This is a genomic window from Pseudoalteromonas sp. CR1, from assembly GCF_019392235.1.
GTDB lineage: Bacteria > Pseudomonadota > Gammaproteobacteria > Enterobacterales > Alteromonadaceae > Pseudoalteromonas.
Map to the genome: position 1 here is coordinate 64,574 of NZ_JAHXRM010000015.1, position 15,568 is coordinate 80,141.

Sequence of the window (15,568 nt, forward strand, 5' to 3'; positions counted from 1 at the left end):
CATTACAACCTTTGCTAATCTCACATTGCAATTATGTGCGAGCTATTTATATATAGCCTAATGCCATAATTTAAACAATCAAAAGTTAATATGATCTGAATCAAATGCTACTTAGCCGTTTTTTGATACTCAATTGAGTTTATGTACCATTCTTTTTTTCCCTGCGGGGTCATTACTTCAAAATCGTCATCAACTTGTTTTTTAATCAGTGCCCGGGCCATGGGTGAGTCGATAGAAATATAGTTTTTTCTGTCGTAAATTTCGTCGGGACCGACAATTCTGAACTTTTTTATGTCGCCTTGCTCATTTTCTATTTCGACCCACGCGCCAAAAAATACTTTTCCGTCTTGCACGGGGGAGTAATCAATAATATTTAAATCGGGAATACGCTTTCGTAAATAACGAACGCGTCGGTCTATTTGGCGCAGCAATCGCTTATTATATTGATAGTCGGCGTTTTCAGAGCGATCGCCTAAGCTTGCTGCCCAGCTGACTATTTTTGTTACTTCAGGGCGTTTTACATTCCATAGGTGGTCGTGTTCTTGTTGCAGTTGCAAATAGCCTTCACGGGTAATTAAATTTGTTTTCATCGACTTTTAATTATTAGCTTCAATGATGGGCACGGTAATAAACTTAGAAAAATTTGTCGAGCTTAAAGTGTTTAAAGCAGCCATTATTGTTGTTTGAAATGTTCAGTAACAATCTAAGGCCGTAATTAGTTTTTGATTATTTGGTTTTTCATTTATATTAATACTTAATTGGATATAAAAATAAGAAACAGGTAATGGGACACGAAACGACAAAAGTATTGGTTGTAGACGACGATATGCGCTTACGTAGCTTATTGGAGCGTTATTTAGTAGAGCAAGGTTTTATTGTAAGAACCGCTGCAAACTCAGAGCAAATGGATAGGCTTTTAGAGCGCGAAAACTTTCACTTAATGGTGCTCGACTTAATGCTTCCCGGAGAGGATGGCTTATCTATTTGCCGTAGGTTACGCCAAAAAGAAAACGAAATCCCTATTGTTATGCTCACCGCAAAAGGTGACGAAGTCGACCGTATCATTGGTTTAGAGCTTGGCGCAGATGATTACATTCCAAAGCCATTTAATCCTCGTGAGTTACTTGCGCGCATTAAAGCCATATTACGCCGCCGCGCTAAAGAAGTGCCAGGTGCGCCCGCCGCAGAAGAAAACCTAATTGCCTTTGGTAAATTTACGCTTAATTTAGCCACTCGTGAAATGAGCGAAGGCGATAAAACAATATCGCTAACCAGTGGCGAGTTTGCCGTACTTAAAGCGCTTGTGTCACACCCAAGAGAGCCGCTTAGCCGCGATAAACTCATGAACTTAGCGCGTGGCCGAGATTACAGTGCCCTAGAGCGCAGTATTGATGTGCAAGTGTCGCGCCTTCGCCGCATGATTGAAATAGATGCGGCTAATCCGCGTTATATTCAAACTGTGTGGGGATTAGGGTACGTGTTTGTTCCTGACGGTGAAAAGTAGTTTTTATGGGATTTTTTCCACGTAGCGCGTTTGGGCAAACTGTATTTTTGGTAGCGGCGTTATTACTTATAAACCAAGTTGTATCTTACGTAACAGTTAGTTTATATGTTGTAAAACCCACCATAGAGCAAGTTAACTTAATGCTTGCTAAGCAAGTTAAAACCGTTTTTATTGACTGGGAAGACGGTATAGAAATAAACGACGACTTATCAGAAAAGTTTTTTGAAATAACCGGTATTGATGTCATGACCCAGCGCGAAGCCATGCGCCAAGGGCTTGGTCAAACCCGTGAGTACCCGATGCTTTCACGTAGTATGTCTGCGCAGTTAAATGGCTCGGCGCGGGTGCGTATTACGCAAACTGGGCCACTCGTTTATTGGATAGAGGCCCCGCAAGCGCCTGGCTATTGGGTTAAAATTCCGCTTTCAGGGTATCAAGAAAACAACCTCGAATTTTTAACGTTTTACTTATCAAGTATTGGCTTTTTGAGTGTACTAGGTGGTTGGTTATTTGCACGCCACCTAAACCGCCCGCTTAAAGCACTGCAACAAGCGGCAGTAAAAGTAGGTAAAGGCGATTTTAGCACCAAGTTAGAAGAGGAAGGCTCTACCGAAGTAATCGAAGTAACGCGTGCGTTTAACCAAATGTCGCGCGGTATAGCGGCCCTTGAAAACGACCGCCGCTTACTTATGGCGGGTGTGTCTCACGATTTACGCACACCACTTACCCGCATTCGTTTAGCAACCGAGATGATGAGCGACCAAGACGAGTATCTTCGCGAAGGGATTATTTACGATATTGAAGATATGAACGGTATTATCGATCAATTTATTGAATATTTACGTCACCACAAACGTGAAGAACTCAGTTGTGAAGATATAAACGCGTTAGTGGGTGAAGTCGTTAATTGCGAGTTAAAGCATCAGCGTTCTATTACCTTTAAAAGTAACCCAAGTATAGAGAGTATTCCGCTTAGCAGCGTGGCTATAAAGCGTGTTGTAACTAACATGATTGAAAATGCCATTCGTTATTCTGACGGCGATATAGAGGTACTTAGTTATTATAACTCCAATAAAAAATACGTGGTCATTGCGGTAAACGATAATGGCCCAGGTATTCCTGAAAGTGAATTAGAGTCGGTATTTGAACCGTTTAAGCAAGGTGATGCCGCGCGAGGCAGTGAGGGCAGTGGCCTAGGCCTTGCCATTATTAAGCGCATTGTTGATATGCACGACGGCAAAGTAAAACTTGAAAACCGGCCTGAAGGCGGCTTAAGTGCACAAATTTATCTGCCTATAAAAATACAAAATTCTGCACAGTAACCTGTGCAGAGTTTGTTATTTGTAACACTTAAATATCTGTAAAACTGATATAACCGTGAAGCTTAAAGTGCTTTAAAGCGGATGGCAGTGCCGCCGCAACGACAATCGTGGTCGTCCAAGCGGTCAAACCATTGCAGGCAGTGGTAAAAGCTATACCACAACCACCTTCTACGACAGTAATTATGGCCGTGTAAAAGGGCTGCGTTACCCCAACAACCTCACACTTGAATACAGTTACAATGACGCAGGCTATCAAACGCAGGTAAAAAATGCGGCTAGTGGTTATGTGTATAAAAATATAACTGAATTCGACATATTTGGTAATGGCTCTCAAAATACGCTAGGTAATGGACTCACTGAAAATACTGCTTACAGTAACAAAAGTGGGCAAATGCTCCTAAAAACAATAGCTAAAAATAATAGCAACATTATGAACATCGATTACTCCGCGTACGATGGTTTTGGTAATTTAAAAGCAGTTGATATTACGACAGGTAATATTGGCAATCAGCATAGCTTTAGTGAAACATACGATTATGACGCACTACACCGTTTAGAGAGTAATGCCGTTAATGGTATCAGCACCATCAACTATAGCTATGATGCGGTGGGTAATTTGTTATCAAAATCAGACTATGCAACGCAGTATGATTATGAAAACGGCGCAACAGGCGGGCCCAATGCAGTAAAACGTGTTTATCGGGGTGGTTGGAAGTCGTTTGGTTATGATACGAGAGGCAACATGACCAGTGGTGATGGTTTAACCAGCGCCACCTATAACGCGATGGATAAACCCACACAAATAGTAAAAGACGGTAAAACCCTCAATTTTACCTATGGCCCGCAGCATATGCGCTTTAAACAAGTAAATGGCAGCGTGACTACTTTTTACAGTGGTAAATTATATGAAGAAGAAGTTACTGACACAAAAACCACCTGGCGGGCTTATATAGACGACATCGCCGTTATAAGCCAAACAACAAATGAAGGTGCTACAATCCGCTATACCCACCGCGATCGCTTAGGCAGTGCACGGGTATTTACCGACCACAACGGGCAAGTAGAAGCAGAGCGAAACTACGACCCATTTGGCAAACCACGTTTAGCCAGTGGTGGATTAAAATCATTTGGGGCTTCAAAACTAGGTGATTTGGCGGATGCAAAAACGAATCGAGGCTTTACTGACCATGAGCATTTAGATAGTGTAGAGCTAATCCATATGAACGGGCGGGTGTACGATTATAACCTCGGTCGATTCTTGAGTGTTGATCCGTTTATTCAAGCACCGGGCAATAGTCAGTCGATTAACCCATATAGTTACGGTATGAATAACCCCTTAGCTGGGACAGATCCTACGGGCTACCTATTTTTCCTAATTCCAGCGATTGTTGAAATAGGTGGTGGTGCTCTCGCTTTATATGGAGCATGGGAAGGTGGACAAACAATTGGTAATGCCATAAATGATATATCTAGTGGCACACAATCCACTTCAGACGTTTTAGTCAGTGCTGGTAAAAGTTTAGCTGTAGATGCAGCAATGTCAGCAACGGGCGCTAAATTAGCTAAATTGGCTCCAAAATCATTAACTGATAAGGTAGATAACTTAGTTAATGGAAAAAGTAACGGTGCTGAAAACTCTCAGTCAGCTAGTAGTAATAAGCCTGAATCAACGACTGAGATTGGTGCAAATAGTAATACAGAAACTGTTTATCATGGCACTGATAGTGACTCTGCAAATAGCATTACAAATGAAGGATTGAGCGTAAGTAGAAATCAAAATGCAGATCATCTAGCTGATGAATCAGGCTTTTCCGTTACTTCAGATAAACAAGAAGCTATGGATATGGCCGAAGGAAAAACAGCTATGAGGAATGCAGATCAAAATAGAACAGATTTGAAACCTGCTGTTGTTTCTGCAAATAAGAGTGACTTACCAAATATGAAAACTTCTGCGAATGCAAAAGCTGGTGAGACATATGATAATGCCAATGAGTCGAAAATATCGAGGGATGATTTTGATAAAGTTGGCCCTGATGTGTTTAAAAAAGAAGACTTATAAAGGATAGTTATGAAATCAATACAACTTAATATTAAAGAAGGTGGTTTCGATAAACTACAAGGACTTACCTTTGAACCAGAAGTTGTCTTTTTAAACTTACGGGAAATATTTCCTGAAGTTGATAAGGTTCAAGTAGATGAATTCAGCTCGCGTATAGCGTGGGCTGAAAGTGAGTTGGAAAATAAAGAATCAAAGCAAAGCGAAAAATTTCTAAGAACAATTATTAATGATTATAAGGCTAATTTACCAGCTATATCCTTTAAAATTAAGAGTGGTAAACAAACTGATATCGATGGAATAGTGTTTAAATATGGCATTCGTTTTTTTGGTAATAAAGAGTACCGTGAAGGAAATATTCCTGAAGGTTATATTGAGAAATTAGAAAACTTTCTTAGTAAGTTTTCTCTAAAATTAACCAAGTCATAAAGGGAATAACCATGCTTAAAAAACTACTCCTCACCTGTGTTTTGTTATCAAGCACACAAGCGCTAGCGGCAGTCAAATGCCCAGAAGCGAAAATACAGATGTTGAGACCAACGGCTGAAAAAGTGTTTATTCAGTTAGAAGGTCAAAGCTGGCATGTGTTGGCATTGCAAGGTGATAACGATTACGATAAAAAGTTATCACGCGCCATGTCAGCACAACGCAACGGTCAAAAGTGATTAGGGTCAAATCTTGACTTCAGACATCAAAGGTCTAGATTTATAGTTTACAGCTAATTGCTTATGGGGTCACTTATGGGGTCAGGTCTTGTTTTTTGCTTTTTAGCCGACTAGTGCTTAATCTTTAGTTATTAATTTACTAACATAGATAGGTAAAAAGGTGGCTAGGCCGTTAATATTAGAGTTCGAAGGTGCTTTGTATCATGTTACGTCGCGAGGGAATGAGCGAAGAAAGTGGCTTAAGTGCACAAATTTATCTGCCTATAAAAATACAAAGCTCTGCACAGTAACCTGTGCAGAGCTTTGTTATTTGTAACACTTAAATATCTGTAAAACTGATATAACCGTGAAGCTTAAAGTGCTTTAAAGCGGATGGCAGTGCCGCCGCTGGTGGCAAGTGTTAGTGTTAGCTTGTCGTTTGCGGTCACCATGCGGTTTTCGATGTTTAAATCGTACGGGTTGTTTTTCCATTCTGCGTTTTTACCGTCTTGGTATATATGCGCTTCAAACTTTTTACCTTTTTCTAAAAAGTCGAGTTTTACCTCAATGGTGCGGGCTTTTTCGTCAGTCACTGCACCTAAGTACCAATCGTTTCCTGAATATTTATCGCGTTTTCGTTCTTTACGAGCGAATACAATAAAGTCGCCCACCTCGCCATCTAGCGCAATACTCTGCTGCCAATCGGTTGGTACATCTTGAATAAATTGAAATGCATCAGGTTTAGCTAAGTAGTTTTTAGGTAGGTCGGCAGCCATTTGAATCGGGCTATACAGCACAACATAAAGTGCAAGTTGCTTGGCAAGCGTTGTTTGTGGGCGGTTTGTATCATCGCCTAAGCCATTAAAGCCCATATCAAATATACCGGGAGTAAAGTCCATTGGCCCTGCCAGCATACGGGTAAACGCAAGCATAGGGATATGCTCTGGCGGGTTAGGCGGTGTGCCCCATGCATTAAACTCTTGCCCACGTGCGCCTTCGCGCGCAATCCAGTTGGGGTAGGTACGGCGCAGGCCAGTGTCTTTTATAGGTTCGTGAGTGTTAATACTAATTTTATGTTTAGCAGCGAGCTTTACGTTATAAAGGTATTCGTTAACCATAAATTGGCCGTCGTGCCACTCATGGCGGGCAATATCGTTTTCATCTATGCGTTTTATGTTACCGCCATCGGCCACATAGCCCGTTTTAACTTGGCTTACGTTTGACTTTTCGTAAAGGGCAAAGGCATCTTCCATTTGATTGCGATAGTTAGTTACATTGCCCGAGGTTTCGTGGTGGCCAATTAACTGCACCCCTTTTTGTTTACCGTAGCGGGTAAGCTCCTCAATATCAAAGTCGTCGTAGGGTTGTGTAAAACTAAACACATCGCCATTAAAAAACCAGTCGCCATCCCAGCCTATGTTCCACCCTTCTACTAATACGCCGTCAAAGCCATATTCTGCGGCAAAGTCCATGTAGTATTTGGTTGTTTGAGTTGTAGCACCGTGTTTTTCACCACTGCCCCATGTTTGCGTATTTATGTGCATACCCCACCAAATACCGACGTATTTACCGGGTTTTACCCACGATACATCGCCCAATTTATTTGGCTCATTAAGGTTTAAAATAATATCGGAGTTAATCAGGTCGACCGCTTTACTGCCTATTTGAATAGTACGCCACGGTGTATTAAATGCGCCTTGCTTTTTTACTGCAATGCCGTCAGACCATGGTGTTAAATCGGCTTGAAAAACACCTGGTCGACGCTGGTTAAGGGTCATACCTGCATAATCGACAAGGGCTGCTTCGTGAATGCTAACGTGTACGCCCTCTTTATTTTTAAACGTAAAAGGGGTATGTACTAAGGGGGCGTCGTTAACTGGGGTGGTGTTATAAACATATTCGTAACGGTTCCAGCCTCGGGCTGGGATCCACCACGCTGTTGCACTTTGGCTGTCGGTAATGGCAAATTCGGTAAGTTCTTTTGTGATTTCTATATTTTCAAAACCGGGTTGCTTGGGTACTTCGTATCTAAAGCCCACGCCGTTGTTAAAGGCTCTAAATTTAACGGTAAATACGCCGCCTTGTGGTTTTTTAAATGTAACAGCAACTTCGTTATGGTTGTCGGTAACGATTTGTCGTTCGCCCCAAGGTTGTTGCCACTGGGTGTTTTGTGTGTTTTTTTGTGTATGGGTTATTTTAAAACCTTCGCTAAAAGGGGCTTGTTGTTTAAATTTAAACCCCAGTGCGGAGTGATTAATTACCGGTTTGTTTTTAAAGTCGATTGAATAGCTGGGGGTCGTTAATTCGTCAGAAATAGTTATTTTAATATTGCCGTTGGGCGATTGTAATGTGGCTGTTTGTGCAAAACAGCTGCCCGAAAAAGCGAAAAGCAGAAGTGCTGATATTCTCATTTAAGAGATCCTTACTGTGTCAGTGTGACTTATCAGAATAAAGGCTGTTGTTAGCAAATACGAATGTCTACATACGTATTCATTATCAAATAAAATAGAAAGAAATAAGTCACCTAATAGGTCTATACTGTAAATAATTTGAAAAATAAGAATAGTAAGATGATGTTCAAATATTTAACGTTAATGACTGCCATGCTGTTAACGTGGCAGGTACAAGCAGTTTCTATCACGATTAACAATAATAAAAATGAGCCTATGGCTAACGCCGTGGTGTGGCTGACTTCTGAGGTGCTTTCTAGTCAACCCAGCCAAGCAGATACACTTTATTCTATGGTGCAAAAGGATAGGGAGTTTACGCCGCGTATTTTAGTTGTACCACAAAATGCAAAAGTGGAATTTCCGAACGCCGATTCAATTTTGCATCATGTGTATTCGTTTTCTGAGGCAAAAACGTTCGAATTAAAGTTATATAAGGAACAACCCAAGGCGCCATTAGTGTTTGATCAAACAGGTGTTGTTGAGTTGGGCTGTAACATTCATGACTGGATGCTTGGTTATATTGTGGTTGTTGATAGCCCTATTTTTGCTATTACTGATAACAGCGGACATGTAAATTTAAGCGCAGAGCCAGGTGAGTACACCCTTAATGTGTGGCATTCAGGGTTTGGCGATATAAGCCATGTTGAGTCTAAAAAAGTCACCATAGGGCAAGCTTCATTTATTTATAAAGTGAAACAAGCCATAACCGAGCAGTTTGATTTTGCTACGGATGAATTTGATGATTATTAACCACATGCTTAAATATGCGGTTGTAAGTGGTGTGTTTTTATTTAGCGCATCAATTAGTGCACAGGTTAAGGGGCTGCTACAAGTACGTGCAGTTCAAGGCGATGCGCTAAAAAGTTTTCAAGACGGAGGCACTGGCTTATACCGGCACGATACTAAAAGCGATAGCGTGTTGTTATCGCAAGGTATTATTGATGTGCGCGCCGATTTAGCAACAAGTTGGTCTGCTCATGGCGTGTTAAACGTTAATCAGGACCGTGATGTAGGATTAGGTTTAACGCAAGCCTATTTCACATATAAACCATTAACCAGTAGCGCTTATAAGTGGCATGTGAGAGTGGGTGGGTTTTATCCGCTAATGTCGCTAGAGAACCCAGATATTGGCTGGACATCTCCTTACAACTATACCAATTCAGTAATTAATAGTTGGATTGGTGAAGAGCTTAGAACCGTTGGCGCAGAGGTAACAATAAAACGCCCAGCTAAACGTTTTAATAGCCCGCATAGTTTTAGTTTAGTGGGGGCAACATTTAAAGGTAACGACCCTACAGGCACGCTGCTGTCTTGGCGCGGTTTTGCCATGCACGATAGGCAAACTACATTTAACGAAGGTATTAGGTTTGCACCCGTTGCGGCACTTGATGACTTTTCACTGCGTTGGCAGGCAAACCAGGTTTTACCGTTTGAAGAAGTTGATGGGCGCTTTGGCTATTACCTAGGTGCACACTGGGATTATTTAAAACAGTCACAATTTAGGGTTTACTATTACGACAATAACGGTGATCCGACTAAACTAAACATTAGTTCTGGGCAATATGCATGGCATACACGCTTTACCAGCGCTGCTTGGTTATATAAATTTAATAATAAAACGCGTTTTATAACGCAGGTATTAACGGGTAAAACCGAAATGGGGCATAACAAATTAATAGATAACGCCTTTTATAGTCATTATTTAATGTTAAGCCATAAAGAAGGTAAACATAGAGTATCGGTACGGTACGACTACTTTAAGGTAACCGATAACGACACGACAGTATTTGACCCAAATGCAAGCGATGGCGAAGGGTTAACAGCCTCATGGCGTTACGCGTTTAGCAAACATGGTCAACTAGGTATTGAAGGCTCAGCACTAAAAAGCTTTATAGACAATAGAGCTGCAATGGGGTTACAGCAGCGAGTTTCGCAGCAGCAAGTAATGATTAACACGCAATGGAAGTTTTAGGTTTTATCAACCTACTGCAATTTTAGGTTTAATTTGTAATAGGCGTTTAGGGCCTTGTAGGATGATAAAATGAATTTGCATAGTATTCGCGTTAAAGTGTCGTTTCCTATTGTTGTATTAGGACTTGCCATACTCTCGTTAATTGTGGGGTATACCTACTTAATAACTTTACAAAAAAATGCACTTGATGTGCAGTCTGAAAAGTTTATTAAGGCGCTGTCTCTTGCTTTAAACGCAGACCGCGACCTATACCAAGCTAAAGTTGCCGAATTAAATTTAGTAACCCATTCAAAAAATACAGAAAAGTACCAGGCAGAGCACGAAGAAAATGCAATGCAAGTTACTGATAAACTAAATCAGTATTTATCTTTAATGAAAGATTACCCCAGTATAGCTAAAGAGCTAAGTGGCTTTGAAAACGACTTTAATACGTGGCTAGCAGCGTCAAAAAGCTACATGGCCGATAAAAATAACCAGGCTAAACAAACGAATTCAGAGCAAGCATTTGCCACTCTAAGAGTTAGGCTTGATAAAGCCGGTGAACTGGCAGAAAAAACCTCTGAGCAAGAAATTATCACGCTTTCATCTAATATTATTTCAACCAAGATTATGATGTTAGTCATCGTTGTTATTATTTTAATTGCAGCGAGTTGGTTTAGTTACAGTGTGCCTAAACAACTTACTCGCCAAATCAATTATGTAACTAAGCGTATTAGTGATATTGCCTCCGGGGATGGTGACTTAACTGGGCGCATACAAGTAATGTCTAAAGATGAGTTTTCTGACTTAGCCACCGAATTTAATACCTTTTTAGATAACTTACAGCAGTTAATACGCGACATATTAGAGCAATCTAAAGAGTTAAATGGTTTAGGTGTTGAGCTAAGTAAAGTGGCCACACAAAATAACAATGTAAACCAAGCCTTGGGGCAAGCGTCTGAGTCTATTGTAAGCGCAGTCCATGAAATGAGCACTGCCAGCAAAGAGGTGGCAGGGGTTGCGCAGCAGTCATCAAGCGAAGCCGATAACTCGTTAAAACTGGCTCAACAAGGACTTAGTGCAGTGGCTAACTCTAGTTCGCGTATAACTTCCCTTTCTAACAATATGGAGCAAGCAATGGCTCGCTCTACAGAGCTACAGCAAAGCTCTGACAATATCGCTAAAGTTTTAGAGGTCATTCGCGCCATAGCAGAGCAAACAAACTTATTAGCACTTAATGCGGCAATAGAGGCGGCACGCGCTGGTGAATACGGGCGAGGCTTTGCGGTTGTGGCTGACGAAGTAAGAACGCTTGCTACGCGCACACAAGATAGTACCAACGATATTCAACAAATGATTGAGCTGTTTGCATCGAGTGTATCGCAGTCAATTAAAGCCATCGATGAAAGTAAGCAATTTGCAGATGATGCTGTGGAGTCGTTTTCACAAACTAACGATATACTCAATGCTATGCAAAGCTCATCGACTAAAGTAAACGATATGGCGATGCAAACTGCGCAAGCTACGGAAGAGCAAACAACGGTTTCTGATGAAATAAGCCATAACTTATCGTCACTTAACGATCAAACCTTAGAGGGTGGGTCGCTGGCGCGCACAACGCAAGATGTATCAAATAAAATGGAGCAGCTAACAGATGAACTTAATCGATTAGTTAACCGGTTTAAGGTTTAATATAACAAAAAGGGAGCCTGTAGAGCTCCCTTTTTGGCGTATTAACATTTATTATTTTTTATCAAACGCGCGTTTCATAAAGTTAGGTGTTGCTAATGCACCATGGTGAATACCGCTGTTGTAGTATTCACTTTGCTCGGCTATTTGTGCTGCGCCATCTTCTCTGAAGCCGTTAAAGGTTTCAGACTTACGAGCAAGAGTTACCGACCATAAACCGCTTGGGTAAATTGGTTGTGGGAATGGTAATGTTTGTAAATCGTTAAAGCCAACACTTAGCATCGCTTCACGCATTTCTACCAGTAGTGGCATATGCATAAGTGGCGATTCACTTTGCTGTACTAAAATACCGCCAGGGCGAAGTGCATTTAAGCAGCTTGTGTAAAATGCATGGTTAAATAGACCTTCGCCAGGTCCTACCGGGTCTGTGCCGTCAACAATAACCACGTCGATAGACTCACTAGCTGCTTCGCGCATGTACTTAATACCATCGTCAAACATAACTGTAGCGCGTGCATCGTTATTAGATTCGCACAGCTCTGGGAAGTATTTTAACGACATTTGCGTAACTACTTCGTCTATGTCAATTTGCGTTACGCTTTCTACGCCAGGGTGCTTTAATACTTCACGTAACGTGCCGCAGTCGCCGCCACCAATAATAACCACATTTTTAGGGTTTGGGTGTGCTAAAAGTGCAGGATGGCTGATCATTTCATGATAAAAAAAGTTTTCGCGGGTTGATACCATGGTACAACCGTCGATGATCATTAAATTACCAAAGTCTGTGGTTTCGAACATTTCTACTTTTTGAAAAGGAGACTGTTTTTCATCTAACTTTTTGTTAATACGTAATGAAAATGCGCTGCCGTCACGATCGCTAATTTCAGTAAACCACTTACTTTGATCTAAGTTTGCCATAGTTGCTGATACACTTTTTAGGTTGAGGTAAAAAAAGGGCAATTCTGCCAGTGCTTGGCAGTTTGCTCAATGACATTTTAACTGATTTAGCGAATAAAGTTAGTTAGGAGAGAGTGAAAGTTCAATTTTTGTTAGCCTAGGAGATAGCGACGTATTAAAATGCGCCTTTATACCTAATTGACGAAAGAAGAGTTGCCATGACCTGGGGTTTAGAAACAGCACGTGCCACTTATAATGTTGCTCATTGGAGTGATGGCTATTTTGATATTAATGCACAAGGCGAATTGGTTGCCTACCCCGACGGCGATCAAAGCAAAGCTGCAATCTCTTTAACCGATTTAACTGAGCAATTTAAACAGCAAGGGTTAACACTGCCTGTTTTAGTGCGCTTTACCGACATTTTAAAAAATCGTGTCGATACGCTTACTAATGCTTTTACTAAAGCGCGCAGCAGTCGTGAGTACAATGGTAAATACACCTGTGTTTATCCTATCAAAGTAAATCAGCAGCGCTCTGTTGTTAGTAAATTATTGGCGCACCCAAGCGGGTTAGTTGGCCTTGAAGCGGGCTCAAAACCAGAGTTAATGGCTATTTTAGGTGTGGCAAAAGAGCCAATCACTATTGTATGTAATGGCTATAAAGACAGTGAGTTTTTACGTTTAGCGTGCATTGGCCAAGCTATGGGGCACAGCGTAAAAATAGTAGTAGAAAAGCTATCTGAGCTAACTACTTTACTTGAAGAAATCGATAATTTGGGTATTGAACCTGCAATAGGTATTCGAATTCGTTTAAATTCGGTGGGTAAAGGTAAGTGGCAAAATACCGGTGGCGAAAAAGGTAAGTTTGGTTTAACTGCAGGGCAAGTATTAAGTGCGGTAGAAGTGCTTAAAAAACACAATAAATTACACTTGATGCAAATGGTGCATTTCCATATTGGCTCTCAAATTGCCAATATACGTGATATACACCGCGCACTTCGTGAATGTGCGCGTCACTTTGCAGAATTAACACAGCTAGGTGTGCCGCTCAATACCGTAGATGTTGGGGGCGGTTTAGGCGTAGATTATGAAGGGTCAGGCTCTCGTAGTGCATGCTCAATGAACTACACAGTGGAAGAGTATGCTCGTAATGTAGTTAATGCGTTTGCTGAGGTGTGCGACCAACACGATTTAACCCATCCGGCTATTATTACAGAATCAGGTCGTGCTTTAACCGCGCATCATGCGGTACTCATTACCGATGTGATTGACGTTGAAAAAGCACCCAATCATTTAAATCCTGAGCCACCGCTTGAAAACAGCGTGTTAGTGCTTGATGAAATGTGGCAATGTTTACAGCGTTTAAATCCGCGTATGGCGCTAGAAATTTACCACGATGCGATGCACTTATTTAGCGAAGCTCACGATCAGTACGTACATGGTTTAGTAAGCATGTTAGAGTGGGCGAAAATAGAGCAGCTTTATTTTACTATTTTACACCGCGTGCGTGCATCGCTTAGTAATAACGCCCGCGCACACCGAGAAGTACTCGACGATTTAAATGAAAAATTAGCCGATAAACTGTTTGTTAATTTTTCACTGTTTCAGTCGTTACCTGATGTGTGGGGCATACAGCAGTTGTTTCCGGTTATGCCAATCGAAAACTTAACGCAACCACTTACTCAGCGCGCTATTATCCAAGATATTACTTGTGACTCGGATGGGCAAATACGCGAATACGTTGAAGGTGCAGGTATTGAAACCAGCTTACCAATCCCTGAATATAAGCATGGCGAACAATACCATCTTGCTATGTTTATGGTTGGCGCGTATCAAGAGATTTTAGGTGACCTACATAACCTCTTTGGTGATACCGATTCAGTGCATGTTGAGCTAAACGACGACGGCTATGTATTAACCAATGCCATAAAAGGTGATAGCGTTAAGGATGTATTAAAGTTTGTTGATTACGATAGCGCTATTTTAGCTGAAAATTTTGCTTATCAAATTAATAAACTAGACGCCTCAGAGCAGTGTAAAGCCGGGTATTTGGCCGAACTTAATGCAGGGCTTGAAGGTTATACCTATTTTGAAGATTAATTTTTAAGTATAAAAGCGCAGTGTTTAATGCTGCGCACCGTTAAAGGAATAGAAGTAATGTCAGTTATTCGTAGTGTTTTTAGTCTTATTTTTTATGCATTAAACACACTTTTTTGGTTTATACCTATTTTTATTTGTGGCTTATTAAAGCTTATTCCTATTAAACCATTACAAAAGTTATTGAGTTGGGTTGCTAAGCAGTGCGCCACTATTTGGGTGTCGTTCAATACCTTAAACCAGCGCCTGTTTACACCAACAAAACTTAACGTAACGGGCTTAGACTCTCTTAAACTAAAAGATTGGTATTTGGTGATTGCCAATCATCAAAGCTGGGTAGACATTTTAGTATTGCAGCGCGTATTTAATCGTAAAATTCCGTTTTTAAATTTCTTTTTAAAGAAAGAGCTCATTTATGTGCCTGTTTTGGGATTATGTTGGTGGGCACTCGACTTTCCATTTATGACGCGCACCAGTAAAAGCCAGCTTAAAAAGAACCCTAAACTACGTGGTAAAGACTTAGAAACAACACGTAAAGCCTGCGAAAAATTTAAAGAAATGCCTGTAACGGTAGTTAACTTTGTTGAAGGTACGCGCTTTACGCAAAGTAAACATGCAAAACAGCAAAGCCCATTTCCGCATTTACTAAAACCAAAAGCCGGTGGCATTGCCTTTGTTATGCAAGCAATGGGTGAGCAAATTTCTCAAGTAGTGAATGTTACCTTGCATTACCCTGACGGTATTCCTACGTTTATGGACTTTGCTGGCGGAAAAGTAAAAAATATTAATATACACGTGAATGTTATGCCGGTAAGTGATGAACTAATTGGTGATTACACGGGCGATTCTGAATTTAGAGTTCGTTTTCAAGGCGAGTTAAACCGTTTATGGGAAGAAAAAGAACAAACATTGCAATCACTTGACGCCCCAACAAGTACAAAATAACACGGTGAGCTTAC

At 41.0% G+C, this 15,568-nt stretch carries 13 protein-coding genes; 10 read left to right on the forward strand and 3 right to left on the reverse strand.

Annotated features, from left to right (window positions below; all coding sequences use genetic code 11):
• Window positions 1-107: 107 nt before the first annotated feature.
• Window positions 108-590 carry a transcription elongation factor GreB gene (gene greB, locus KZZ04_RS13640; protein WP_219422970.1) on the reverse strand — a complete coding sequence of 161 codons (483 nt, stop codon included), beginning with the start codon at window positions 588-590 and terminating at the stop codon, window positions 108-110.
• 194 nt (window positions 591-784) lie between these two features.
• On the opposite strand from greB, the gene ompR reads away from it, so the two are divergent.
• The 5 genes from ompR (at window position 785) to KZZ04_RS13665 (ending at window position 5,547) form a co-directional block, all read left to right on the forward strand.
• Window positions 785-1,504: a two-component system response regulator OmpR gene (ompR, locus tag KZZ04_RS13645; protein ID WP_006793806.1), complete on the forward strand. Its 720-nt coding sequence runs from the start codon at window positions 785-787 to the stop codon at window positions 1,502-1,504.
• Window positions 1,505-1,509: 5 nt separating this feature from the next.
• Window positions 1,510-2,826, forward strand: coding sequence for a two-component system sensor histidine kinase EnvZ (envZ, locus tag KZZ04_RS13650; RefSeq protein ID WP_006793807.1), 1,317 nt, complete (start codon window positions 1,510-1,512; stop codon window positions 2,824-2,826).
• A gap of 286 nt (window positions 2,827-3,112) precedes the next feature.
• The gene (locus KZZ04_RS21255) at window positions 3,113-4,885 is read left to right on the forward strand and encodes an RHS repeat domain-containing protein (protein ID WP_368735893.1); all 1,773 of its coding nucleotides are present in this window, start codon (window positions 3,113-3,115) and stop codon (window positions 4,883-4,885) included.
• 9 nt (window positions 4,886-4,894) lie between these two features.
• The gene (locus KZZ04_RS13660; RefSeq protein ID WP_138531023.1) at window positions 4,895-5,311 is read left to right on the forward strand and encodes a hypothetical protein; all 417 of its coding nucleotides are present in this window, start codon (window positions 4,895-4,897) and stop codon (window positions 5,309-5,311) included.
• Between the two features lie 11 nt (window positions 5,312-5,322).
• Window positions 5,323-5,547 carry a hypothetical protein gene (locus KZZ04_RS13665; protein WP_138531025.1) on the forward strand — a complete coding sequence of 75 codons (225 nt, stop codon included), beginning with the start codon at window positions 5,323-5,325 and terminating at the stop codon, window positions 5,545-5,547.
• A gap of 353 nt (window positions 5,548-5,900) precedes the next feature.
• Here KZZ04_RS13665 and KZZ04_RS13670 read toward each other — a convergent pair whose 3' ends face one another.
• Window positions 5,901-7,937, reverse strand: coding sequence for a glycoside hydrolase family 97 protein (locus KZZ04_RS13670; RefSeq protein ID WP_219422971.1), 2,037 nt, complete (start codon window positions 7,935-7,937; stop codon window positions 5,901-5,903).
• Between the two features lie 162 nt (window positions 7,938-8,099).
• Between KZZ04_RS13670 and KZZ04_RS13675 the strand changes: the two genes are divergently transcribed.
• From KZZ04_RS13675 to KZZ04_RS13685, 3 genes are all read left to right on the forward strand, one after another.
• Window positions 8,100-8,726 carry a methylamine utilization protein gene (locus KZZ04_RS13675; protein WP_219422997.1) on the forward strand — a complete coding sequence of 209 codons (627 nt, stop codon included), beginning with the start codon at window positions 8,100-8,102 and terminating at the stop codon, window positions 8,724-8,726.
• Window positions 8,716-9,948, forward strand: coding sequence for a hypothetical protein (locus KZZ04_RS13680; RefSeq protein WP_219422972.1), 1,233 nt, complete (start codon window positions 8,716-8,718; stop codon window positions 9,946-9,948). The genes KZZ04_RS13675 and KZZ04_RS13680 overlap by 11 nt, the downstream gene beginning before the upstream one ends.
• Before the next feature lie 69 nt (window positions 9,949-10,017).
• The gene (locus tag KZZ04_RS13685) at window positions 10,018-11,619 is read left to right on the forward strand and encodes a methyl-accepting chemotaxis protein (RefSeq protein ID WP_219422973.1); all 1,602 of its coding nucleotides are present in this window, start codon (window positions 10,018-10,020) and stop codon (window positions 11,617-11,619) included.
• Window positions 11,620-11,670: 51 nt separating this feature from the next.
• On the opposite strand, the gene speE is transcribed toward KZZ04_RS13685, so the two are convergent.
• On the reverse strand, window positions 11,671-12,534 hold the full coding sequence (gene speE / locus KZZ04_RS13690; RefSeq protein ID WP_058403599.1) for a polyamine aminopropyltransferase: 864 nt from the start codon (window positions 12,532-12,534) through the stop codon (window positions 11,671-11,673).
• A gap of 197 nt (window positions 12,535-12,731) precedes the next feature.
• Here speE and speA point away from each other — a divergent pair, with 197 nt between their 5' ends.
• Together speA and KZZ04_RS13700 are read left to right on the forward strand one after the other, a co-directional pair.
• Window positions 12,732-14,612, forward strand: a complete 1,881-nt coding sequence (gene speA, locus KZZ04_RS13695) for a biosynthetic arginine decarboxylase (RefSeq protein WP_010557735.1) — start codon at window positions 12,732-12,734, stop codon at window positions 14,610-14,612.
• Between the two features lie 57 nt (window positions 14,613-14,669).
• Window positions 14,670-15,554, forward strand: a complete 885-nt coding sequence (locus KZZ04_RS13700; RefSeq protein WP_219422998.1) for an acyltransferase — start codon at window positions 14,670-14,672, stop codon at window positions 15,552-15,554.
• Window positions 15,555-15,568: the final 14 nt, after the last annotated feature.

Excerpts from the sequence above, each read along its gene's own strand:
- KZZ04_RS13685 (WP_219422973.1), top strand. The coding sequence starts at position 10,018 with ATGAATTTGCATAGTATTCGCGTTAAAGTGTCGTTTCCTATTGTTGTA.
- KZZ04_RS13675 (WP_219422997.1), top strand. The coding sequence starts at position 8,100 with ATGTTCAAATATTTAACGTTAATGACTGCCATGCTGTTAACGTGGCAG.
- speE (WP_058403599.1), bottom strand. The coding sequence starts at position 12,534 with ATGGCAAACTTAGATCAAAGTAAGTGGTTTACTGAAATTAGCGATCGT.
- envZ (WP_006793807.1), top strand. The coding sequence starts at position 1,510 with ATGGGATTTTTTCCACGTAGCGCGTTTGGGCAAACTGTATTTTTGGTA.
- KZZ04_RS13700 (WP_219422998.1), top strand. The coding sequence starts at position 14,670 with ATGTCAGTTATTCGTAGTGTTTTTAGTCTTATTTTTTATGCATTAAAC.
- ompR (WP_006793806.1), top strand. The coding sequence starts at position 785 with ATGGGACACGAAACGACAAAAGTATTGGTTGTAGACGACGATATGCGC.
- speA (WP_010557735.1), top strand. The coding sequence starts at position 12,732 with ATGACCTGGGGTTTAGAAACAGCACGTGCCACTTATAATGTTGCTCAT.
- KZZ04_RS13660 (WP_138531023.1), top strand. The coding sequence starts at position 4,895 with ATGAAATCAATACAACTTAATATTAAAGAAGGTGGTTTCGATAAACTA.
- greB (WP_219422970.1), bottom strand. The coding sequence starts at position 590 with ATGAAAACAAATTTAATTACCCGTGAAGGCTATTTGCAACTGCAACAA.
- KZZ04_RS13665 (WP_138531025.1), top strand. The coding sequence starts at position 5,323 with ATGCTTAAAAAACTACTCCTCACCTGTGTTTTGTTATCAAGCACACAA.
- KZZ04_RS13680 (WP_219422972.1), top strand. The coding sequence starts at position 8,716 with ATGATTATTAACCACATGCTTAAATATGCGGTTGTAAGTGGTGTGTTT.
- KZZ04_RS13670 (WP_219422971.1), bottom strand. The coding sequence starts at position 7,937 with ATGAGAATATCAGCACTTCTGCTTTTCGCTTTTTCGGGCAGCTGTTTT.